The organism is Chitinophaga sp. sic0106 (assembly GCF_019219075.1).
Taxonomy (GTDB): Bacteria; Bacteroidota; Bacteroidia; order Chitinophagales; family Chitinophagaceae; genus Chitinophaga.
On sequence record NZ_JAHUWJ010000004.1, the window covers coordinates 262,401 to 278,791 of the forward strand.

Genomic DNA, 16,391 nt, shown 5'->3' on the forward strand with positions numbered 1-16,391 from the left:
ATTCTATAAGCTGCTTCCTTATCAGCATTAAACTAAAATGATTGGGCCAGCCATTGTGCAGCATGGGTTACATCCTGCTGCGTGAGCTGATGGCCTGTGTTGAGCATTTCCAATTTTACCGCGTAACCGCTGGCCTCCAGTAAGGTGGCGTAGCTCTCGGTTGCACCAGGTTCTACGGTGCCATCCTGTAAGCCGCCACTCATAAAAACGGGTTGTGCTCGCGTTGTTTCAAACGGATCTTCTATTCCCTGCAGGGGCTGCATAGGGCGGAATAATACCGCTCCCGCCAGCAGTTCCGGATACAGCATCAATATGGCTCCGGCAATATTGGCGCCGTTGGAATAACCAACAGGGATGAGCTTATCTGCATCAAAACCTTTTTCAAGCGACAACTCCTTTACAAAGTGTACCAGCTCATGCGTACGGAAATGTACATCCTTTTCGTCAAATACCCCCATGGACAGTCGCCTGAAAAACCGGGGCATGCCGTGTTCACTAACGTTACCGCGTACACTGAGCACGTGGTAACCCTTGCCTAATTCCGCCGCCAGCTGCAGCAAATCTGTTTCGTCGCCACCAGTGCCGTGCAGCAGTAGCAGCGTATAACCATTGCCGTTATTTGCCGGCGCCCAGATATATTGCAGGGGTTTGAAATCCATTGTTAGTCCAGCTTTACTAATTTTTTAACTATCTCTTCCCGCTGCGCTTCATATTGAGGAGGCAGCATCAAATGGGTACCCAGCTCCCCGAGCGGTTCGTCTACTGTAAATCCAGGTGCCTCAGTGGCCAGTTCAAACAGTACTCCGCCCGGCTCCCGGAAGTATACGGATTTAAAGTAGGTCCTGTCCAGCACAGTGGTAACGTGCAGGCCTCTGTTCTCCAGCACTTCTTTTAATTGTTCCTGCGCGGCTACATCCGGTACGCGGAAGGCTACGTGATGCACACTGCCGCCAGCCACATGGCCACGCATTTCCCCTTTGGCCTCTACGAGGTCAATGTATCCACCCTGCTGCCCATCAGGACCAGCAAAGCGATAGCGGTTGGTGTGGTTCTTTTTCAGCTCCCAGCCAAATACGGATACCAGGAGGTCGGCCGTTGGCTGAATGTCGTCCAGGGTAAGGGTAACATGATGAAAGCCTTTGGTGGCATATTGTTCTTTGATCTCGGCAGTTTCCCAGGGCTTGCGGTCGTCCGACTGTTCGGGCACCGTCAGCTCTACTTTCAACCCATCCGGGTCCAGGAACGTGAGGTATACTTCTCCAAATTTGGAAGAAGGTTTATTATAGATGATGTTTTCTTTCTCTAAACGTTTCAGCCAGAAATCCAGGCTGCCTTCGGGTACAGAATACCCAATTTCAGTAGCCATATGCGTCCCCCTGCGCCCCGTGGCGATGTCCTCCCAGGGAAAGAACGTGAGGATCGTTCCCGGGTCACCCTTTTCATCTCCATAATAAAAATGATAGGTATTAGGGTCATCGAAATTGACGGTTTTCTTTACAAATCGTAATCCCATTACCCTTGTATAAAAATCAAAGTTCTTTTTGGCCCTTCCCGCTATCGCTGTGACGTGATGTATGCCTTTTATTGCGCTCATGGTAATGTGTTTATAAATGAAAAAGTCCCGCAGTATGGCGGGACCGCGTAATATCTTTTATGATCTCTTCAGCATCTGTACCTCGCAGTGGATCTTTACTTCGTCGCTTACCATCACCCCGCCGGCTTCTGTCACCGCATTCCAGTTCAGACCGAAGTCTTTACGATTGATTTTGCCATGCACCGTAAAACCCGCTTTGGTATTGCCCCAGGGATCTTTAACCACCCCGCCGAACTCAACATCCAGCTTAATGGGTTTAGTCACATCACGAATGGTAAGGTCACCATACAGGGTATAGGAACCGTCGTTATCTACACTTTCAGCTTTGGTAGCCTTGAAAACGATGTTACGGTATTTATCTACGTCGAAGAAGTCAGGACTGCGAAGGTGACCATCGCGCTGCGCATTGCCGGTATTCACGGAATCAATATCCACGGTGGCAGTAACGTTGGCATTCAAAAAATCTTCTTCTTCTTCTGTTTCTGCTTCCACTGTGAAGTTGTCGAATTTACCATTGATGTTGGTAATCATCAGGTGTCTGATCTTGAAGCCAAGCTCGCTGTGGTCAGCATCTGCTACCCAAGTTGTTTTTGCCATAAGTGAATGGTTTTATAATGATGAAATATGTTGACCCTTTACAGGACTGTGCTGCTCTCAATGCATAACAAGTCCGGAATTTGTTTGTTCATCTGAACATCACAAAGGTCTCCAATTGCCGGACGGATGCAAATGCACTAAATATTGAAAATGATGTACAAATTGTGCTTTACTAAGTTAATGAATTCGGATCGAAGGGGAAACAGGTTAATTAATCAGCATTTTTTTTCAAATAACACAAACATTATGCATAATTAATTGTTTATCTGTCGGATGAATCCAAAAATGGCGGCGTTGCTCAGAAATGTACTTCGTATGAAACAATTCCCAGTCATCATCATTCCGTTTATACTCGCTGTTCCAGCTTACGCCCAGGATGCAGGGAAGGAGCTCTCATTAAAAGATTGTTACCGCATCGCCAAACAGGGCAATATCGTGGTGCAGCAGGCGCAGCACTCGCTCAAAGCCAGGGAGTACTCCCTGCAGGCAAACAACCGCGCCTACTTCCCCAAGGTAGACGTGCTCGCAGGGTATAACTACCTAGGTAAGCCGCTGGAAATTAATTTACAACAGGTGAAGAACGGGGTGGTAGACGGCTCTTCTGCACAAGCAGTGAATACCGCCAATGAAGTGTTCCATCAGATCACAGGTCAGGACCTGCCGCAGGCGGTGAAAGACAAAATCTCTACTGCCACCAAAGGTATCCTCAACACGGCGTACCCGGATTACAATCCTCAACTCGCAAAGCAATCCTACTTTACCGCTGGCGTGTTTGTGCGTCAACCTATTTATATGGGCGGAAAAATTGCCTCCGCGCAGGAACTGGCACGCACCAACGTACAGGCGGGCGAATTCAATCAGCAACTGGTAGAAAAGGAACTGACTTTTGGCATCAGCGCACAATACCTCCGCATTCTCTATCTCAATACCATCCTGGCACACGAGGCCATCATTCTGAAAGCTTTCGAAAAAAATAAAGCCTACGCCGCCTCACTGAAAAAGAACCAGATACTGCCGCCATACCTGCTCAACTGGGCAAACGTTTCCTACACGCAGGCTGCTAACCGTTACGCGAACCTGCAGCTGGACAAGCGCAACGCCATCCTGGAACTGAATAAGCTGTTGGGGCAGCCGCTTAATACGCCGCTGGTCATCAATGATACCCTGCGCTACGGCGCTTATGATGTAGTTACCAGCGAGGAACCGGCAGCCATACAGCTGGATAACAACGCTACCTACCGGCTCGTGGCCAATGCCACGGACCAGGCGAAAGTAGCGGTGAAGGCAACCCGCTCGTTGTCGCTCCCTAATATTTTTGCCATTGGTAACGTGAACGTATACCAGAAAGACCTGCCGGTGACCATACCTCCCTGGATGGTAGGCGTAGAGCTGCAATGGAATATCTTCGACGGCTTCTCCCGCGTAAAGCGCACCCGCGCCAGTGAGCAACTGGTAGAGGAAGCGAAGCTGGCAGCGGAAAATACAAAGACTAACCTGGAACTACGGCTGGCAGTGGCTAAAAACAAAATGCAGTCCCTGCAAAATGAAGTGGCCTCCCTGGACAGTGCACGGCAACAGGCGCGGCTCACCACCGTCCTGATTACCGACCGGATGGAAAATCAGCTCTCCTCCGTAAAGGATGTCAATGACGCCCTCCTGATGGAAGAAGAAATGGAGAAAATATATTATACCGCCGTATTGGGTTACTACCTGGCAATGGCCGAATACTGGAACGTACTGGGCACTCCCGAGGAGTTTGCCGTTTACATTGACGGAACGAAATAAACGCATACAGATGAGGAACTTTCTAAAAAATTACTGGGCTTTACTTGTTCCCATTATCATTATTATCATCGCCCTTTTCTTCTTTGTGAAGAAGCCGGCAGCTACGGATGATTCGGTAATAGGAATGGTTGATGCCGACTACGTGGATGTTGCAGCGGAATTTCCCGGCAGGCTGGATAGTTTGCTGGTAAGACAAGGGGATACCATCCGTAAAGGCCAGCTGCTCGGCGTTTTGCGTTCTACGGAAATCAATGCTATCCGCAACCAGGCGTTGGCGGCCATTGATGCGGCGCAGGCCCAGCTCACCTTATTACAGAAAGGTGCCAGGCCGGAAGTCATCCAGGCGGCCAACAACCTCTATAAGATTACGCAGGACCAGTATGAGCTGATGCAGAAAACGTACAAGCGCATGGAAAACCTGTTTAGTGATGAAGTGATTTCCGGCCAGGAAAAAGACCTGGTATATTTTAAGCTACAGGCATCCAAAAAAGAAATGGAGACGGCCAAACTCAACGTGGAAATGCTGGAGCAGGGCCGCCGGCCGGAGCTGATTCAGGCCGCAGCCGCCATTCTTACACAGGCGCGCGAAGGCTATGAACTCACCAAAGCACTTTCTGATAATACGTATATCCATGCCCCGTCTGATGGTATTATTTCTTCCATGGTGATCTCCGAAGGAGAAATAGTGTCCATTGGTTATCCGCTGATCACGATACAAAAACCGGAGACATACCATATGCGCTTCAACATCCGTCAGGATCAGATGAACAAGCTCAAACTGGGTACAGTGGTGAAAATGACGGTGCCTGGCTGTGAACCTGAAAAATTTGAAGCGAAGGTCCACGAAGTTTCACCTTCGCTCACCTTTGCTAACTGGGTGCCGGTAAAGGCCAAAGGCGATTTTGAACTGCGGACTTTTACTGTCGATTTTAAACCCGTAAACGAAGCTGCCATCAATGGTTTGAGACCAGGTATGACCGCGAGTATGAATCTGCCATGATAAAAGGGGTATATAGCATCTACATCCGTGAATGGAAGCGGATACTCACCCTGCCGGTACACTATGTGGTGCTGCTGGTAGTGCCGGTGATCATCTGTACCATTTACGCCCTGATTTATAACAACAAATTTGCGCAGGACCTTCCCGTAGCGGTTTGGGATGAGTCGCACTCGCCGCTGTCGCGACAGTTTACCTTTATGCTGGAAGAAACGGAATCGATCCATATCACCAGGCAGGTAAACAGCTATGCGGAAATCGAAGCACTGATGAAAAGTGGGGAGATCCTGGCTGCCGTACACTTTCCGCCGCGCATGGATAATGATATCAAAAGCCGGCATCCTACAACTGTTACACTTTATGCCAACGCAGCGTCGCTGGTTACTTCCAAGCTGATCTACAAAGATGCGGCGCAGGTGATTATTACCGCTGGTTCGGGCGTGATCCTGCAGAAGTTCGTGAAAACGGGTATGCCTGCCGGGCGAGCTATGGCGCTGGTATTGCCGGTGAACCTGCATTCCTGGGTGCTGTATAATCCCCGGTATGATTACCAGGCTTACCTGGTGCCTGGCCTCATTGCTGTTGCGTTGCAGATGATGATCATCATGGTAGCCATTCTTACTTTGAATTATGAGAGAAGTCTGGGAACCCTGGAAGAATTGCGCGGGCAGGCCGGTGGTTCGGCATCGGTGGCCATTATGGGTAAGTCGCTCGCACATTTATCGATGGCCTGGGTCAATTACCTGCTCGTCACCTGCATCATGTTCCCCATATTCGCCGGTGGCCTCATTGCCAGCAACTGGCCGCTGTTTGTGATGTATACACTGCTGGCTGTCGCATGTATAGGTTTTGGAATGATGGTATCTTCTATCTTTAACGATGTGATGCTGGCCTGCGATATAGGTCTGTTCTATACCTCACCGGCATTCGTATTCAGCGGCTTTACTTTTCCGCGATGGGGTATGCCCTGGTTTGATCAGTACTATGCGATGCTGATGCCTTTTACCCCTTTTCTGGATTCCCTCTTTAAGGTGTATTTCATGCGGTTGCCATTATTATATTGTTATAAAGAGATGGGGCACCTGCTGCTATTTATAGTGCTTACGTACCCGGTGGCTATTATCGTCTTTCAGCGGAAGCTGAATAAACTTGTTGTACAACATGCCTGATTTTTTTGGTAACATAGGACGCGTGTTTCTTCGTGAACTGAAGCTGATAGCCTCGGATCATAGTCTTACTCTTACCTTGCTGCTGGCGCCGCTGATCTATGCTTTCTTTTACGGCAGCATTTATCAGTATAAGGTGGAAGAGCAGGTGATGCTGGGGGTGGTGGATGAAGATAATACCGACCTTTCACGGACCTTCATAGAGCAGGTGGGCAACCTCCAGATTACGAAACTGGTCAGGGCAGCCAATATACAGGATGCCGAAAAAATCATGTATTACGGTGATACACAAGGGTACCTGTTTCTGCCCAAGGGTATGGAGAAAAACCTGCTGGGCTTAAAGCAGGCAGATGTAGTGCTGGTGGTGAACGGGGCGCGTTTCCTGCCTTCCAGTGAGCTGGCCATGGGCATTACCAATATTGGCATGGCTGTAGGAGCGGGGGTGCGATTGAAATATAACCAGATGCAGGGAAATAATAATGAGATTGCCATGCGGGAAACCATGCCGGTGAATTTTGATTACCGGCCGGTGTATAATACACGTTCCAGTTATGGTGGCTTTCTACTGCCGGGGCTGCTGGCGCTGATTTTGCAGCAAACACTGCTGATTGGGCTGGCGGAAAGCGTGGCGCTGGACAGGCAACGGAAACACCTGGGGCAGGTGATCGGCATGGCGGGTAATAGCCTGTCTACCGCGCTCTGGGGGAAATCGCTCTTTTACTTTATCCTTTTCTGTGGTTACGCTGCCTTCTTTATGACCGTCAATTACCGTACACTGGATATCCCTTTCCGGGGGCATCCGCTGGATGTATCCATTGCTTTTATTTTATTTATATTGACGTTAATCCCGATGGGCTTTATGTTAGGCACTTTGTTTAAGGGGCAACTGCTCACAGCCCAGCTAATGGTGTTTTCTACCTATCCTTTTTTTCTGCTGAGTGGCCTTGCCTGGCCTTATGATTCCCTGCCCAGGGGCATGCAGCTGCTTTCGTCTTTGCTGCCTACCACGCCGTTTCTGAAAATCTATATTGCTATTGTGCAGTCAGGGGCTGGTTTGGGAGATAATATAGTGTCTGTGGTGCACCTGCTCTTGCTATGGGTGTTTTATGTGTCGCTCGCGCTATGGCGACTCTCATTTATCCGTCGGAAGGAAGCAGTATTATCCTAAATACAATATCTTTGTTGGAGGATGTATGCAATTGTAGATATAGAAACTACTGGTGGCCATGCCAGTGCCAACGGAATTACGGAAATAGCCATTTTTGTATATGATGGCAGCGGGCTGGTACAGCAGTACGATACGCTTGTAAACCCTGGAATTCCCATTCCTCATTACATCAGCAGTCTGACAGGCATCACCAATGAAATGGTGGCCGATGCCCCTCCGTTTGAAGCGGTTGCGCCGCTGGTGCATAGTCTGCTTAAGGACAATATTTTCGTTGCTCATAATGTAAATTTTGATTATTCGTTTGTGCAGCACCACCTGAAGGCTGCCGGCTATGAGCTGGACAGCCGTAAGCTTTGTACGGTGCGGCTGGGACGTAAAATATTCCCGGGTTTACAGTCTTATAGCCTGGGCAACATCTGCCGGCATTTTCAGATTCCGGTTAATGGCCGGCACCGCGCTGCCGGCGATGCGGAGGCCACCATGAAACTGTTTGCCATGATGCTGGCACAGGATAAGGCCAACGCTATATCAGGTGCCCTAAAAGGCGGCTCCAAAGAACAATTCCTGCCACCTAACCTGCCACCAGAGCAGGTGAAGGACCTGCCCAGTGTACCCGGCGTATATTATTTTCATGATCAGAAAGACAAAGTGGTGTATGTGGGTAAGGCCAAGGACCTGAAAAAGCGGGTAAACAGCCACTTTACCGGTAACAACCCCGGGAGGCAGCGACAGAATTTCTTACGCACTATTCATCGTATTTCCTGCCAGCCTACGGCCACTGAACTGATGGCCGGTATTCTGGAGTCGGTGGAGATCAAGCGGCTGTGGCCAGCATTCAACGCCGCGCAAAAGCGGATCGAATACCGCTACGGCTTATACCTGTTTGAGGACCAGATGGGCTACATGCGGATCGTGATTGAAAAGCGAAGAAAGCATTCCCATCCTGTGCATAGTTTCAATTTGCTGGTAGATGGTCATCGCATCCTGCGTGCATTGATCAGGGAGTTTGAGTTGTGTCCCAAATTATGTTTTTTACAAAAGAACGATGGTACCTGCGCAGGTATCACGGCAGGTACATGCAATGGGGCATGCCGCAGGGAAGAAAGTGCTGTCGCGTATAACAACCGGGTAGTGTCGGCAGTAGCCTATCTGCAGGATCAGCAGCCATCTGTCACCATTTACGATAAGGGACTGACACCGGGAGAACGGAGTTGTATCCTGATGGAGAAAGGTAAGTTTTATGGGATGGGGTATTTCCCGGGGCACCTGGAGCATACTAACCCAATGGCTATACGTGATTACCTGACGCCTTATCCTGAAAACGAAACCATCATAGGTCTGCTAAGGCCTTACGCGTCGGGCGTTTCAGCAGAATAATCAGAAAATTTATAGCACGGATGTAGCATTACATCTGATTCCTGCATACTTTTGCAGCTCGTAAAAGTCTTTTAATCTTTATTTATTATAAAATTTATTCATGTTAGAGCCAAGATTCAACCTGCCAGGTCAAACCGCTTTCTATAAAGGGAAAGTACGTGATGTATATACCATTGAGGACAAGCTCATGGTAATGGTTGTTAGCGATCGTATCTCTGCATTTGACGTAGTACTGCCCCGGCCCATTCCTTATAAGGGTCAGGTGCTGAACCAGGTAGCTGCTATCATGCTGGAAGCCACTAAAGACATTGTGCCTAACTGGGTAAAATCCACTCCGCTGCCTAATGTTACTATCGGGTTGAAATGCGAAACCTTCCCGGTGGAAATGGTGGTGCGTGGTAACCTTACCGGCCATGCCTGGAGAACTTACAAAACAGGTGAACGTGTACTTTGCGGCGTTACTATGCCGGAAGGACTGAAAGAAAATGATTACTTCCCTACACCTATTATCACCCCTACTACCAAGGCACATGAAGGTCATGATGAGGACATCTCCCGTGAAGAAATCATTGCCCGTGGTTTGGTGAGCAGGGAAGATTACGAGCAACTGGAAAAATACACCCTGGCCTTGTTCCAGAAGGGTAAGGAGCTGGCTGCTGCACGTGGCCTGATCCTGGTGGATACCAAATATGAGTTCGGTAAACATGGTGAGCAGATTGTGGTGATTGATGAAATTCATACCCCTGATTCTTCCCGTTACTTCTACGCAGAAGGCTACGAAGAAAACCAGCAGGCCGGTAAACCACAACGTCAGCTCAGTAAAGAGTTTGTTCGCGAGTGGCTGATGGCAAATGGTTTCCAGGGTAAAGACGGTCAAGCCGTTCCTGAAATGACGGATGAATTCGTACATACCGTTAGCGAACGTTATATCGAGCTGTTCGAAAAAATCACTGGTCGGACTTTTGTTAAGGAAGATGTGACGCAAGCAGATGCAGAAGCAAGGATAGTAGCGGCGCTGAAAGCTCAATAAACTATGTAGAGCCACAATGCTTGTGGCTCCTCGCTCTGATCCTGCTGATCGGCAGGATCAGAGCGTTTTTATTTTGTAGGGGACCATTGGAACCTCAAGCATTGCGGCTCTACGGGTCCGCCCATCATTTCCCCGCTCTCCATATCTCATAATGTCCTATTTTTGCTTTTCAAACAGATAGGCTTTTGAAACATCTAGCGGCACTGAACAAATACTTTATCCAGCATAAATGGCGGCTAATCCTGGGATTGCTGTTTACCGCCATTTCGATTATATTCAGCGTATTCCAACCCATTATGGTCCGTCAGATCTTTGATCTGCTGTCCCACAACCTGGATGAATACCGGCTGCTGGAAAATACGCCGTTGAGCGGTATGTTCAAGGGCAGTTTTTCACAGATCCTGGCCTTTTATGGCGTGAGTATTTTGATCTTCGCATTACTCAGTGGTTTCTTCCTGTTTCTGCAACGGCAAACGCTTATTGTGATGAGCCGTCATATTGAGTTCGGTCTAAAAAATGACATCTACCAACATTATCAGCGGCTGGACCTCAACTTCTTCAAGATGCACCGTACCGGTGACCTGATGAGCCGTATCACCGAAGACGTATCACGTGTACGTATGTACGTAGGGCCTGCCATCATGTACGCCTCCCGTACCTTGTTTTTGATTGTGATTATCATTTATCTGATGATAGATGTAAACCCGCTCCTTACGCTGTATACCTTATCGCCACTGCCTTTTCTGGCAATCACCATCTACTACGTAAACCGGATTATTCATAAAAAGAGTGAACGCATCCAAACACAGTTATCTGGTATCACCAGTATTGCGCAGGAGTCGTATTCCGGGATCAGGGTGATCAAATCCTACGTGCAGGAAGATGCCAGCACGAAGCATTTCGAGGAGGCGAGTGAGGAATATAAGCAGAGTTCAATTAGTCTGGCTAAAACCGATGCCTTGTTTCAACCCGCTATGGCGCTGATGATCGGGCTTAGCGTGATTCTGACTATTTTCATCGGAGGGATACAGGTGATTGCCGGCAACATTACCGTTGGTAACCTGGCGGAGTTTGTGATTTATGTAAACATGCTGATGTTTCCGTTTTTCTCCATCGGGATGGTGGCCTCTATGATACAGCGCGCGGCAGCCTCACAGCAACGCATAAACGAATTCCTGGAAATCAAACCGGAAATAACGGATACGGCTACTGCAAAGCCGGTAGCGATCAATGGAGAAGTGCGACTCGAAGCCGTGACATTTACTTACCCGCATACCGGCATTACTGCCATAAAGGATTTCAATCTCCATATAAAACCAGGAGAAAAAATTGCAGTGATAGGCCGTACAGGCTCAGGGAAAAGCACGCTGGCGCAGCTGTTGATCCGTATGTATGATCCGCAGCAGGGCAAAGTAGTGATGGGTGGTACCGATATCCGGCAGATTCCACTGGAAAACCTGCGTGGTCAGATCAGCTATGTGCCGCAGGATGTGTTCCTGTTTTCCGACACGGTTGCCAATAATATCCGCTTCGGTGATCCGGTGGCCGATCTGGCAAAAGTACAGCAGGTAGCGCGGCAAGCCTCCGTAGAAAAAGATATCCTGGGATTCAGCGAAGGCTTTGAAACAGCCATAGGGGAGAGAGGCGTTACCCTCAGCGGCGGACAGAAGCAACGTATTTCTATTGCCCGCGCCCTTATCAAAAATCCGCAGCTGCTGATTTTCGACGACTGCCTCTCCGCCGTAGATGCCCGCACAGAAAAAGAAATTATAGGTAACCTTTACGCCTATCTGAAAGATAAAACTGCTATCATTATCACTCACCGTATTTTCGCGTTGTTTGAGTTCAATAAAATCATCGTAATGGATGAAGGACGCATCGCAGAAGCGGGAACGCATGAAGAATTATTGTCATTAAATGGCTACTACGCAGAGTTATTCGCACGCCAGCAATCCGGCGAAGAAGAGCCGCTAACTGAGTAGTAATCACGGGCTTGTATACACGCTGCAGTGGGCGCTCCACCCAAGGTTTTATGATTTTTCAAAATCATTTAAAATTATTTTGATATTTGTAAAACAATAGTATATTTGTTCCTTATTGAAACAGGATTTGATTCGTTAACACTTAAATCTATCAACTGTGGCGTACGAAAACAACAATCAACAGGAAAGAAACAATGATAGCATCTTTTCTAAACGATTGAAAGCGGGCAAAAGAAGAACGTACTTCTTTGATGTAAAGACCACTCGGGGAAACGATTATTTTCTTACTATCACAGAAAGTAAGAAACGTTTTAATGACAACGGTTATGACAGGCACAAAGTATTCCTGTACAAGGAAGACTTCAACAAGTTCCTGAACGCGCTGACTGAAACCATCAACTACGTTAAAACTGAGTTGATGCCCGATTTTGACTTTGATGCCTACAACCACGATTATGTGCAGGAAGATCAGGACGAAACGGAAGGTGCTGATGTAGCTGAAGCTGCGGCTGAGGTTCCGGTAACAGTATCCGTTGAAGCTGCTGCTCCAACTTCACATTCAGCCGATGATGTAGACAAATGGTAGTTTAATTTTACACAGAACTATTTTATTAATTATCATATTACAACCTCCGGATTTCTCCGGGGGTTTTTTATTTTATATGTATGCCCACCCAATTTGGAGTGGCGCCACAAAGCGGCTCTACCGAATTGTTAAGGACCCTCAACAGCCCCGGCTTCATGGATCAACAGGGTGACTCCTGAAATCCGTAATCAGAACGCTACAGGCAAAAAAATTCCCGCATTAAAAAATGCGGGACAATTTTCAACCTCAGAACTTAAACCTTAGTAAGGCTTAAGCCTTAATCTTAAAAATAATTATTTTCTCATTGATTTGAACGCATTGATCAGACCATTAGTGCTGGCATCATGATTAATCACCAGTTCTTCATTCTCCAGCTCCGGCAGGATCTTACTGGCCAGTTGCTTACCCAGTTCCACACCCCACTGATCAAAGCTGTATATATTCCAGATAACGCCCTGCACGAAGATTTTATGCTCATATAAGGCAATTAACTGGCCGAGTGTATACGGTGTAATTTTTTTAACCAGGAAGGAGTTGGTTGGGCGGTTACCGCTGAATACCTTGTAGGGTAACACGCGTTTGATTTCCTCTTCTGAAGTACCGGCTTTCTCCAGCTCGGCACGTACCTCAGCTTCGGTTTTACCGTTCATGAGCGCCTCCGTTTGTGCGAAGAAGTTAGACAGCAATTTCACGTGGTGATCGCCGAGAGGGTTGTGACTTACCGCGGGTGCAATGAAGTCGCACGGAATGATATGCGTACCCTGGTGAATGAGCTGATAGAACGCATGCTGGCCATTGGTGCCAGGCTCGCCCCATACGATCGGACCGGTTTCATACTTAACGTCAACGCCTGTACGATCGGTATGCTTTCCGTTACTTTCCATATTTCCCTGCTGGAAATAAGCGGCGAAGCGGTGCATGTATTGATCGTAAGGGAGAATAGCCTCAGTAGCGGTGTCAAAGAAGTTGCCATACCACAGGCCTACCAGGGCCATGATAGCAGGGATGTTATTGTCCAGCGGGGTGGAGGCAAAGTGTACATCCGCCGCGTGTGCGCCACTAAGCAGTTGGGTGAAGTGTTCGTAACCAACGGTGAGCGCAATAGACAAGCCAATGGCGGACCACAGGGAATAACGGCCACCAACCCAGTCCCAGAATTCAAACATATTAGCAGGGTCGATACCGAAGGCTTTCACTGCTTTTTCGTTGGTGGATAATGCCACGAAATGCTTGGCCACAAAAGCTTCATCACCTGCGTGCCCGAGGAACCAGTTTCTTGCCGTATGGGCATTGGTCATGGTTTCCTGTGTGGTAAAGGTTTTGGAAGCAATGAGGAACAGCGTTTCGTCAGGTGTTACTTTCTTCAGTGTTTCGGCGATGTGCGTACCGTCCACATTAGATACGAAGTAAGGCTGAATACCTTCTTTCCAGTAAGGCTTCAGCGCTTCGGTAACCATCACCGGACCCAGGTCAGAACCACCGATGCCGATGTTTACAATGTAGCGTATAGGCTTACCCGTATATCCTTTCCATTCGCCGGAATGTACCTGTCGACAGATATGATCCATTTTGCTGAGTACTGCCAGTACATCCGGCATTACATCACGACCATCCAGCATTACCGGTTTTCCGGAGAAGTTACGGAGCGCAGTATGCAGCACGGCGCGGTTTTCAGTAACGTTGATTTTTTCGGCCTGAAACATGGCTTTCACCGCGTCTGGCACGCCGCACTCAACGGCGAGTTCCAGTAGTTTGGCCTTCGTATCTTCCGTAATAATATTTTTAGAATAGTCAAACAGGATGTCTTCAAATTTGATAGAAAAGGTACTGAAACGTTCTCTGTCTTCTGCGAATAATGCACGCATGTGCACTTTCTTCATCTCTTCAGCATGACTTTGTAATTGCTGCCAGGCTTTGGTAGCAGTCGGATTAATTGATGGGAACATAGTAGTGTTATATTAATGCGAGCCAAAAGTAATATTTTAGACGGATGATTTCTGCTTCCTTATTAAATGCCATGAAATAGTAATGGCAATCAGTCCCATTCCCATGATGCAGGCATAAATGATATGGTATTCGTCGGACAGTCCGATGGTTTGCCTTTTGTACATAATGCCATAGAACGCCCATACACTAACAAGCGCATGCAGGATATTGTTGCGGTACATTACCATATACATACTTACCAGCGCGGCAATGCCAATTAAAACAACCGTGAGTTTAATCTGTGCCTGGTGAGAGGTAAACCAGTCCGCGTACGCACACAGGGCCGCAAAATTAGCCAGCGTGGCCACTGCTATCCACCCTAAATAAATGCTGAAAGGAATTTGTACAAACAGTTTCTGCTTGCGTGGCGCGCTGGAATTATAGATGTCGAAATTAATATGAATTTTGACCAGGCAGGCGAACAGCAGGAGCATGAGTAACTGCGCCACAGGTATTAACTGGTAATGCCAGGTAAACAGCCATCCGGCATTGAGGATACAGCTGAGGATAAACCAGTGTTTCATGCGTTCCATGTGGTATCGCAGCATTTCCTCCTGAGAACCGGTGAAGGCCAGCGCCTGTTGGCAAACCGTAAAGGCAAGCAGGCCCAGGTAAATTAAGCTCCATATCGAAAACGTAAATCCTGCAGGCGCAAACAGGCTGGGATACCTGTCAGCCACCTCGGCGGTAGTTAATCCATTGATCGGCATTTTCACTGCCAGTACATTGGCAGCAATCATGATTACAAATGCAATGGAATTGAAAACCGACCGGTTTTTGTAATAGAGGGTATCATGGGTTTGCATGCTCAGATGGTCATTTGATGATATATGATCTGTCCGCAGTGTAAATGCAGGCAGGTTTTTAAATTTCGCAAATATTATGCTAATAACAATGCGCAAACCTGCCGTATTGTTGCATCATATCTATCAATCATTATTACATTAGCAGATTTCCACATTTTTCACTACATTTGCGCCCTATGACAGCAGAGCAACTTAAAGCTATGAGGGATCGTCTTCACGTCCTGGGAGGTTTTCTTTAACGTCCCTGACCGATTAGCCAAAATAGAAAACGACAAACAATTAAGCCTGGCCCCCGGATTCTGGGATGATAACGCCAGAGCAACTTCCATCCTGAAAGAAATTAAGGTAAACAAATATTGGGTTGACCTTTATGATCACGTAAACACCGCTATAGAAGACAGTGCAGTGTTAAATGATTTTTTCAGAGAAGGAGAAGCAACAGAAGAAGAAGTAAACCTTGCCTATCAGGCATCCCTGGCAGCGTTGGAAGATCTGGAATTTAAGTCGACCTTAAACCAGCCTGAAGACGAAATGCCGGCTGTACTCACCATCAACTCCGGCGCCGGTGGAACCGAAAGCCAGGATTGGGCAGAAATGCTGCTGCGCATGTATCGTATGTATGGAGAGAAACAGGGTTGGAAAGTATCGGAAATCGATACCCAATACGGAGATGGTGCAGGTATCAAATCTGCCACACTCGAGTTCGACGGTGACTTTGCTTATGGCCACCTGAAAGCGGAAAGTGGTGTACACAGACTGGTGCGTATTTCACCATTTGATTCCAACGCGCGCAGACACACTTCCTTCGCCTCCGTATATGTATATCCGTTAGTGGATGATAATATTGAGATTGCTGTGAATCCTGCCGACCTGGAATGGGAATTCTACCGTTCGGGTGGTAAGGGAGGTCAGAACGTAAATAAGGTGGAAACCGCCGTTCGCCTCAAGCACGTTCCTTCGGGAATCATCATCGAATGTCAGCAGGCCCGTACACAGGGTGAGAACCGTGAGAAAGCGCTCACCATGTTGAAATCCCGCCTGTATGAAGAAGAACTACGTAAAAGAGAAGAGCTGAAAAATGCCGCCAACGCCAACAAGCGTAAAATTGAGTGGGGCTCCCAGATCAGATCATACGTGTTCCATCCGTATAAAATGATCAAAGATCACCGCACCGATTTTGAAGTTGGTAACGTAGGCCCGGTAATGGACGGCGAACTCAACGGTTTCATCAAGGCATACCTGATGATGCAGAAAGAAGAGGACAATAATTAATAAGTATTCATTAATAATTAATAAGCCCCCGCTGGTTACAACACC

The 16,391-nt window shown here is 47.8% G+C and carries 14 protein-coding genes; 9 read left to right on the forward strand and 5 right to left on the reverse strand.

Going from position 1 to position 16,391, the window contains the following annotated elements; all coding sequences use genetic code 11:
- Window positions 1–32 precede the first annotated feature (32 nt).
- Genes KW844_RS08335 through KW844_RS08345 form a run of 3 tightly spaced genes read right to left on the reverse strand, consistent with a single transcriptional unit; the run spans window position 33 to window position 2,191 of the window.
- The gene (locus KW844_RS08335; RefSeq protein ID WP_218376254.1) at window positions 33–659 is read right to left on the reverse strand and encodes an alpha/beta hydrolase; all 627 of its coding nucleotides are present in this window, start codon (window positions 657–659) and stop codon (window positions 33–35) included.
- Between the two features lie 2 nt (window positions 660–661).
- Window positions 662–1,594, reverse strand: a complete 933-nt coding sequence (locus KW844_RS08340; protein ID WP_218376255.1) for a ring-cleaving dioxygenase — start codon at window positions 1,592–1,594, stop codon at window positions 662–664.
- Between the two features lie 57 nt (window positions 1,595–1,651).
- Window positions 1,652–2,191, reverse strand: coding sequence for a YceI family protein (locus KW844_RS08345; protein ID WP_218376256.1), 540 nt, complete (start codon window positions 2,189–2,191; stop codon window positions 1,652–1,654).
- A 315-nt stretch (window positions 2,192–2,506) separates the two neighbouring features.
- On the opposite strand from KW844_RS08345, the gene KW844_RS08350 reads away from it, so the two are divergent.
- The 8 genes from KW844_RS08350 to KW844_RS08385 all read left to right on the forward strand — a co-directional run bounded on the left by KW844_RS08350 (window position 2,507) and on the right by KW844_RS08385 (window position 12,282).
- Window positions 2,507–3,976, forward strand: coding sequence for a TolC family protein (locus KW844_RS08350; RefSeq protein WP_218376257.1), 1,470 nt, complete (start codon window positions 2,507–2,509; stop codon window positions 3,974–3,976).
- Window positions 3,977–3,986: 10 nt separating this feature from the next.
- Complete coding sequence (locus tag KW844_RS08355; RefSeq protein ID WP_218376258.1) at window positions 3,987–4,976, forward strand: HlyD family secretion protein; 990 nt, start codon at window positions 3,987–3,989, stop codon at window positions 4,974–4,976.
- A complete protein-coding gene (locus KW844_RS08360; RefSeq protein WP_218376259.1) occupies window positions 4,973–6,142 on the forward strand; it encodes an ABC transporter permease in 1,170 nt (389 codons plus the stop codon). Before KW844_RS08355 ends, KW844_RS08360 begins: the two co-directional genes overlap by 4 nt.
- Complete coding sequence (locus KW844_RS08365; protein WP_218376260.1) at window positions 6,135–7,307, forward strand: ABC transporter permease; 1,173 nt, start codon at window positions 6,135–6,137, stop codon at window positions 7,305–7,307. The genes KW844_RS08360 and KW844_RS08365 overlap by 8 nt, the downstream gene beginning before the upstream one ends.
- A 21-nt stretch (window positions 7,308–7,328) precedes the next feature.
- On the forward strand, window positions 7,329–8,684 hold the full coding sequence (locus KW844_RS08370; protein ID WP_218376261.1) for an exonuclease domain-containing protein: 1,356 nt from the start codon (window positions 7,329–7,331) through the stop codon (window positions 8,682–8,684).
- A gap of 100 nt (window positions 8,685–8,784) precedes the next feature.
- The gene (locus KW844_RS08375; RefSeq protein ID WP_218376262.1) at window positions 8,785–9,714 is read left to right on the forward strand and encodes a phosphoribosylaminoimidazolesuccinocarboxamide synthase; all 930 of its coding nucleotides are present in this window, start codon (window positions 8,785–8,787) and stop codon (window positions 9,712–9,714) included.
- Window positions 9,715–9,899: 185 nt separating this feature from the next.
- Window positions 9,900–11,696 (forward strand): ABC transporter ATP-binding protein, encoded by a 1,797-nt coding sequence (locus tag KW844_RS08380; protein WP_218376263.1) that lies wholly within the window; start codon window positions 9,900–9,902, stop codon window positions 11,694–11,696.
- A 157-nt stretch (window positions 11,697–11,853) separates the two neighbouring features.
- The gene (locus KW844_RS08385) at window positions 11,854–12,282 is read left to right on the forward strand and encodes a DUF3276 family protein (protein ID WP_218376264.1); all 429 of its coding nucleotides are present in this window, start codon (window positions 11,854–11,856) and stop codon (window positions 12,280–12,282) included.
- Between the two features lie 293 nt (window positions 12,283–12,575).
- Here the strand turns inward: KW844_RS08385 and pgi are convergent, their stop codons facing one another.
- Window positions 12,576–14,228 carry a glucose-6-phosphate isomerase gene (pgi, locus tag KW844_RS08390; protein ID WP_218376265.1) on the reverse strand — a complete coding sequence of 551 codons (1,653 nt, stop codon included), beginning with the start codon at window positions 14,226–14,228 and terminating at the stop codon, window positions 12,576–12,578.
- A 36-nt stretch (window positions 14,229–14,264) separates the two neighbouring features.
- The gene (locus KW844_RS08395; RefSeq protein ID WP_218376266.1) at window positions 14,265–15,074 is read right to left on the reverse strand and encodes a hypothetical protein; all 810 of its coding nucleotides are present in this window, start codon (window positions 15,072–15,074) and stop codon (window positions 14,265–14,267) included.
- A gap of 176 nt (window positions 15,075–15,250) precedes the next feature.
- On the opposite strand from KW844_RS08395, the gene prfB reads away from it, so the two are divergent.
- Window positions 15,251–16,346 (forward strand): peptide chain release factor 2 gene (prfB, locus tag KW844_RS08400; protein ID WP_218376267.1). Its coding sequence is split into 2 segments (ribosomal slippage): window positions 15,251–15,310 and window positions 15,312–16,346, totalling 1,095 coding nucleotides; the frame shifts between segments, so codons are not numbered across the junction.
- Window positions 16,347–16,391 lie beyond the last annotated feature (45 nt).

What these genes read in the sequence shown, in the direction of transcription:
- KW844_RS08335 (WP_218376254.1), bottom strand. Translation starts at nt 659, where the DNA reads ATGGATTTCAAACCCCTGCAATATATCTGGGCGCCGGCAAATAACGGC.
- KW844_RS08340 (WP_218376255.1), bottom strand. Translation starts at nt 1,594, where the DNA reads ATGAGCGCAATAAAAGGCATACATCACGTCACAGCGATAGCGGGAAGG.
- KW844_RS08345 (WP_218376256.1), bottom strand. Translation starts at nt 2,191, where the DNA reads ATGGCAAAAACAACTTGGGTAGCAGATGCTGACCACAGCGAGCTTGGC.
- KW844_RS08350 (WP_218376257.1), top strand. Translation starts at nt 2,507, where the DNA reads ATGAAACAATTCCCAGTCATCATCATTCCGTTTATACTCGCTGTTCCA.
- KW844_RS08355 (WP_218376258.1), top strand. Translation starts at nt 3,987, where the DNA reads ATGAGGAACTTTCTAAAAAATTACTGGGCTTTACTTGTTCCCATTATC.
- KW844_RS08360 (WP_218376259.1), top strand. Translation starts at nt 4,973, where the DNA reads ATGATAAAAGGGGTATATAGCATCTACATCCGTGAATGGAAGCGGATA.
- KW844_RS08365 (WP_218376260.1), top strand. Translation starts at nt 6,135, where the DNA reads ATGCCTGATTTTTTTGGTAACATAGGACGCGTGTTTCTTCGTGAACTG.
- KW844_RS08370 (WP_218376261.1), top strand. Translation starts at nt 7,329, where the DNA reads ATGTATGCAATTGTAGATATAGAAACTACTGGTGGCCATGCCAGTGCC.
- KW844_RS08375 (WP_218376262.1), top strand. Translation starts at nt 8,785, where the DNA reads ATGTTAGAGCCAAGATTCAACCTGCCAGGTCAAACCGCTTTCTATAAA.
- pgi (WP_218376265.1), bottom strand. Translation starts at nt 14,228, where the DNA reads ATGTTCCCATCAATTAATCCGACTGCTACCAAAGCCTGGCAGCAATTA.
- KW844_RS08395 (WP_218376266.1), bottom strand. Translation starts at nt 15,074, where the DNA reads ATGCAAACCCATGATACCCTCTATTACAAAAACCGGTCGGTTTTCAAT.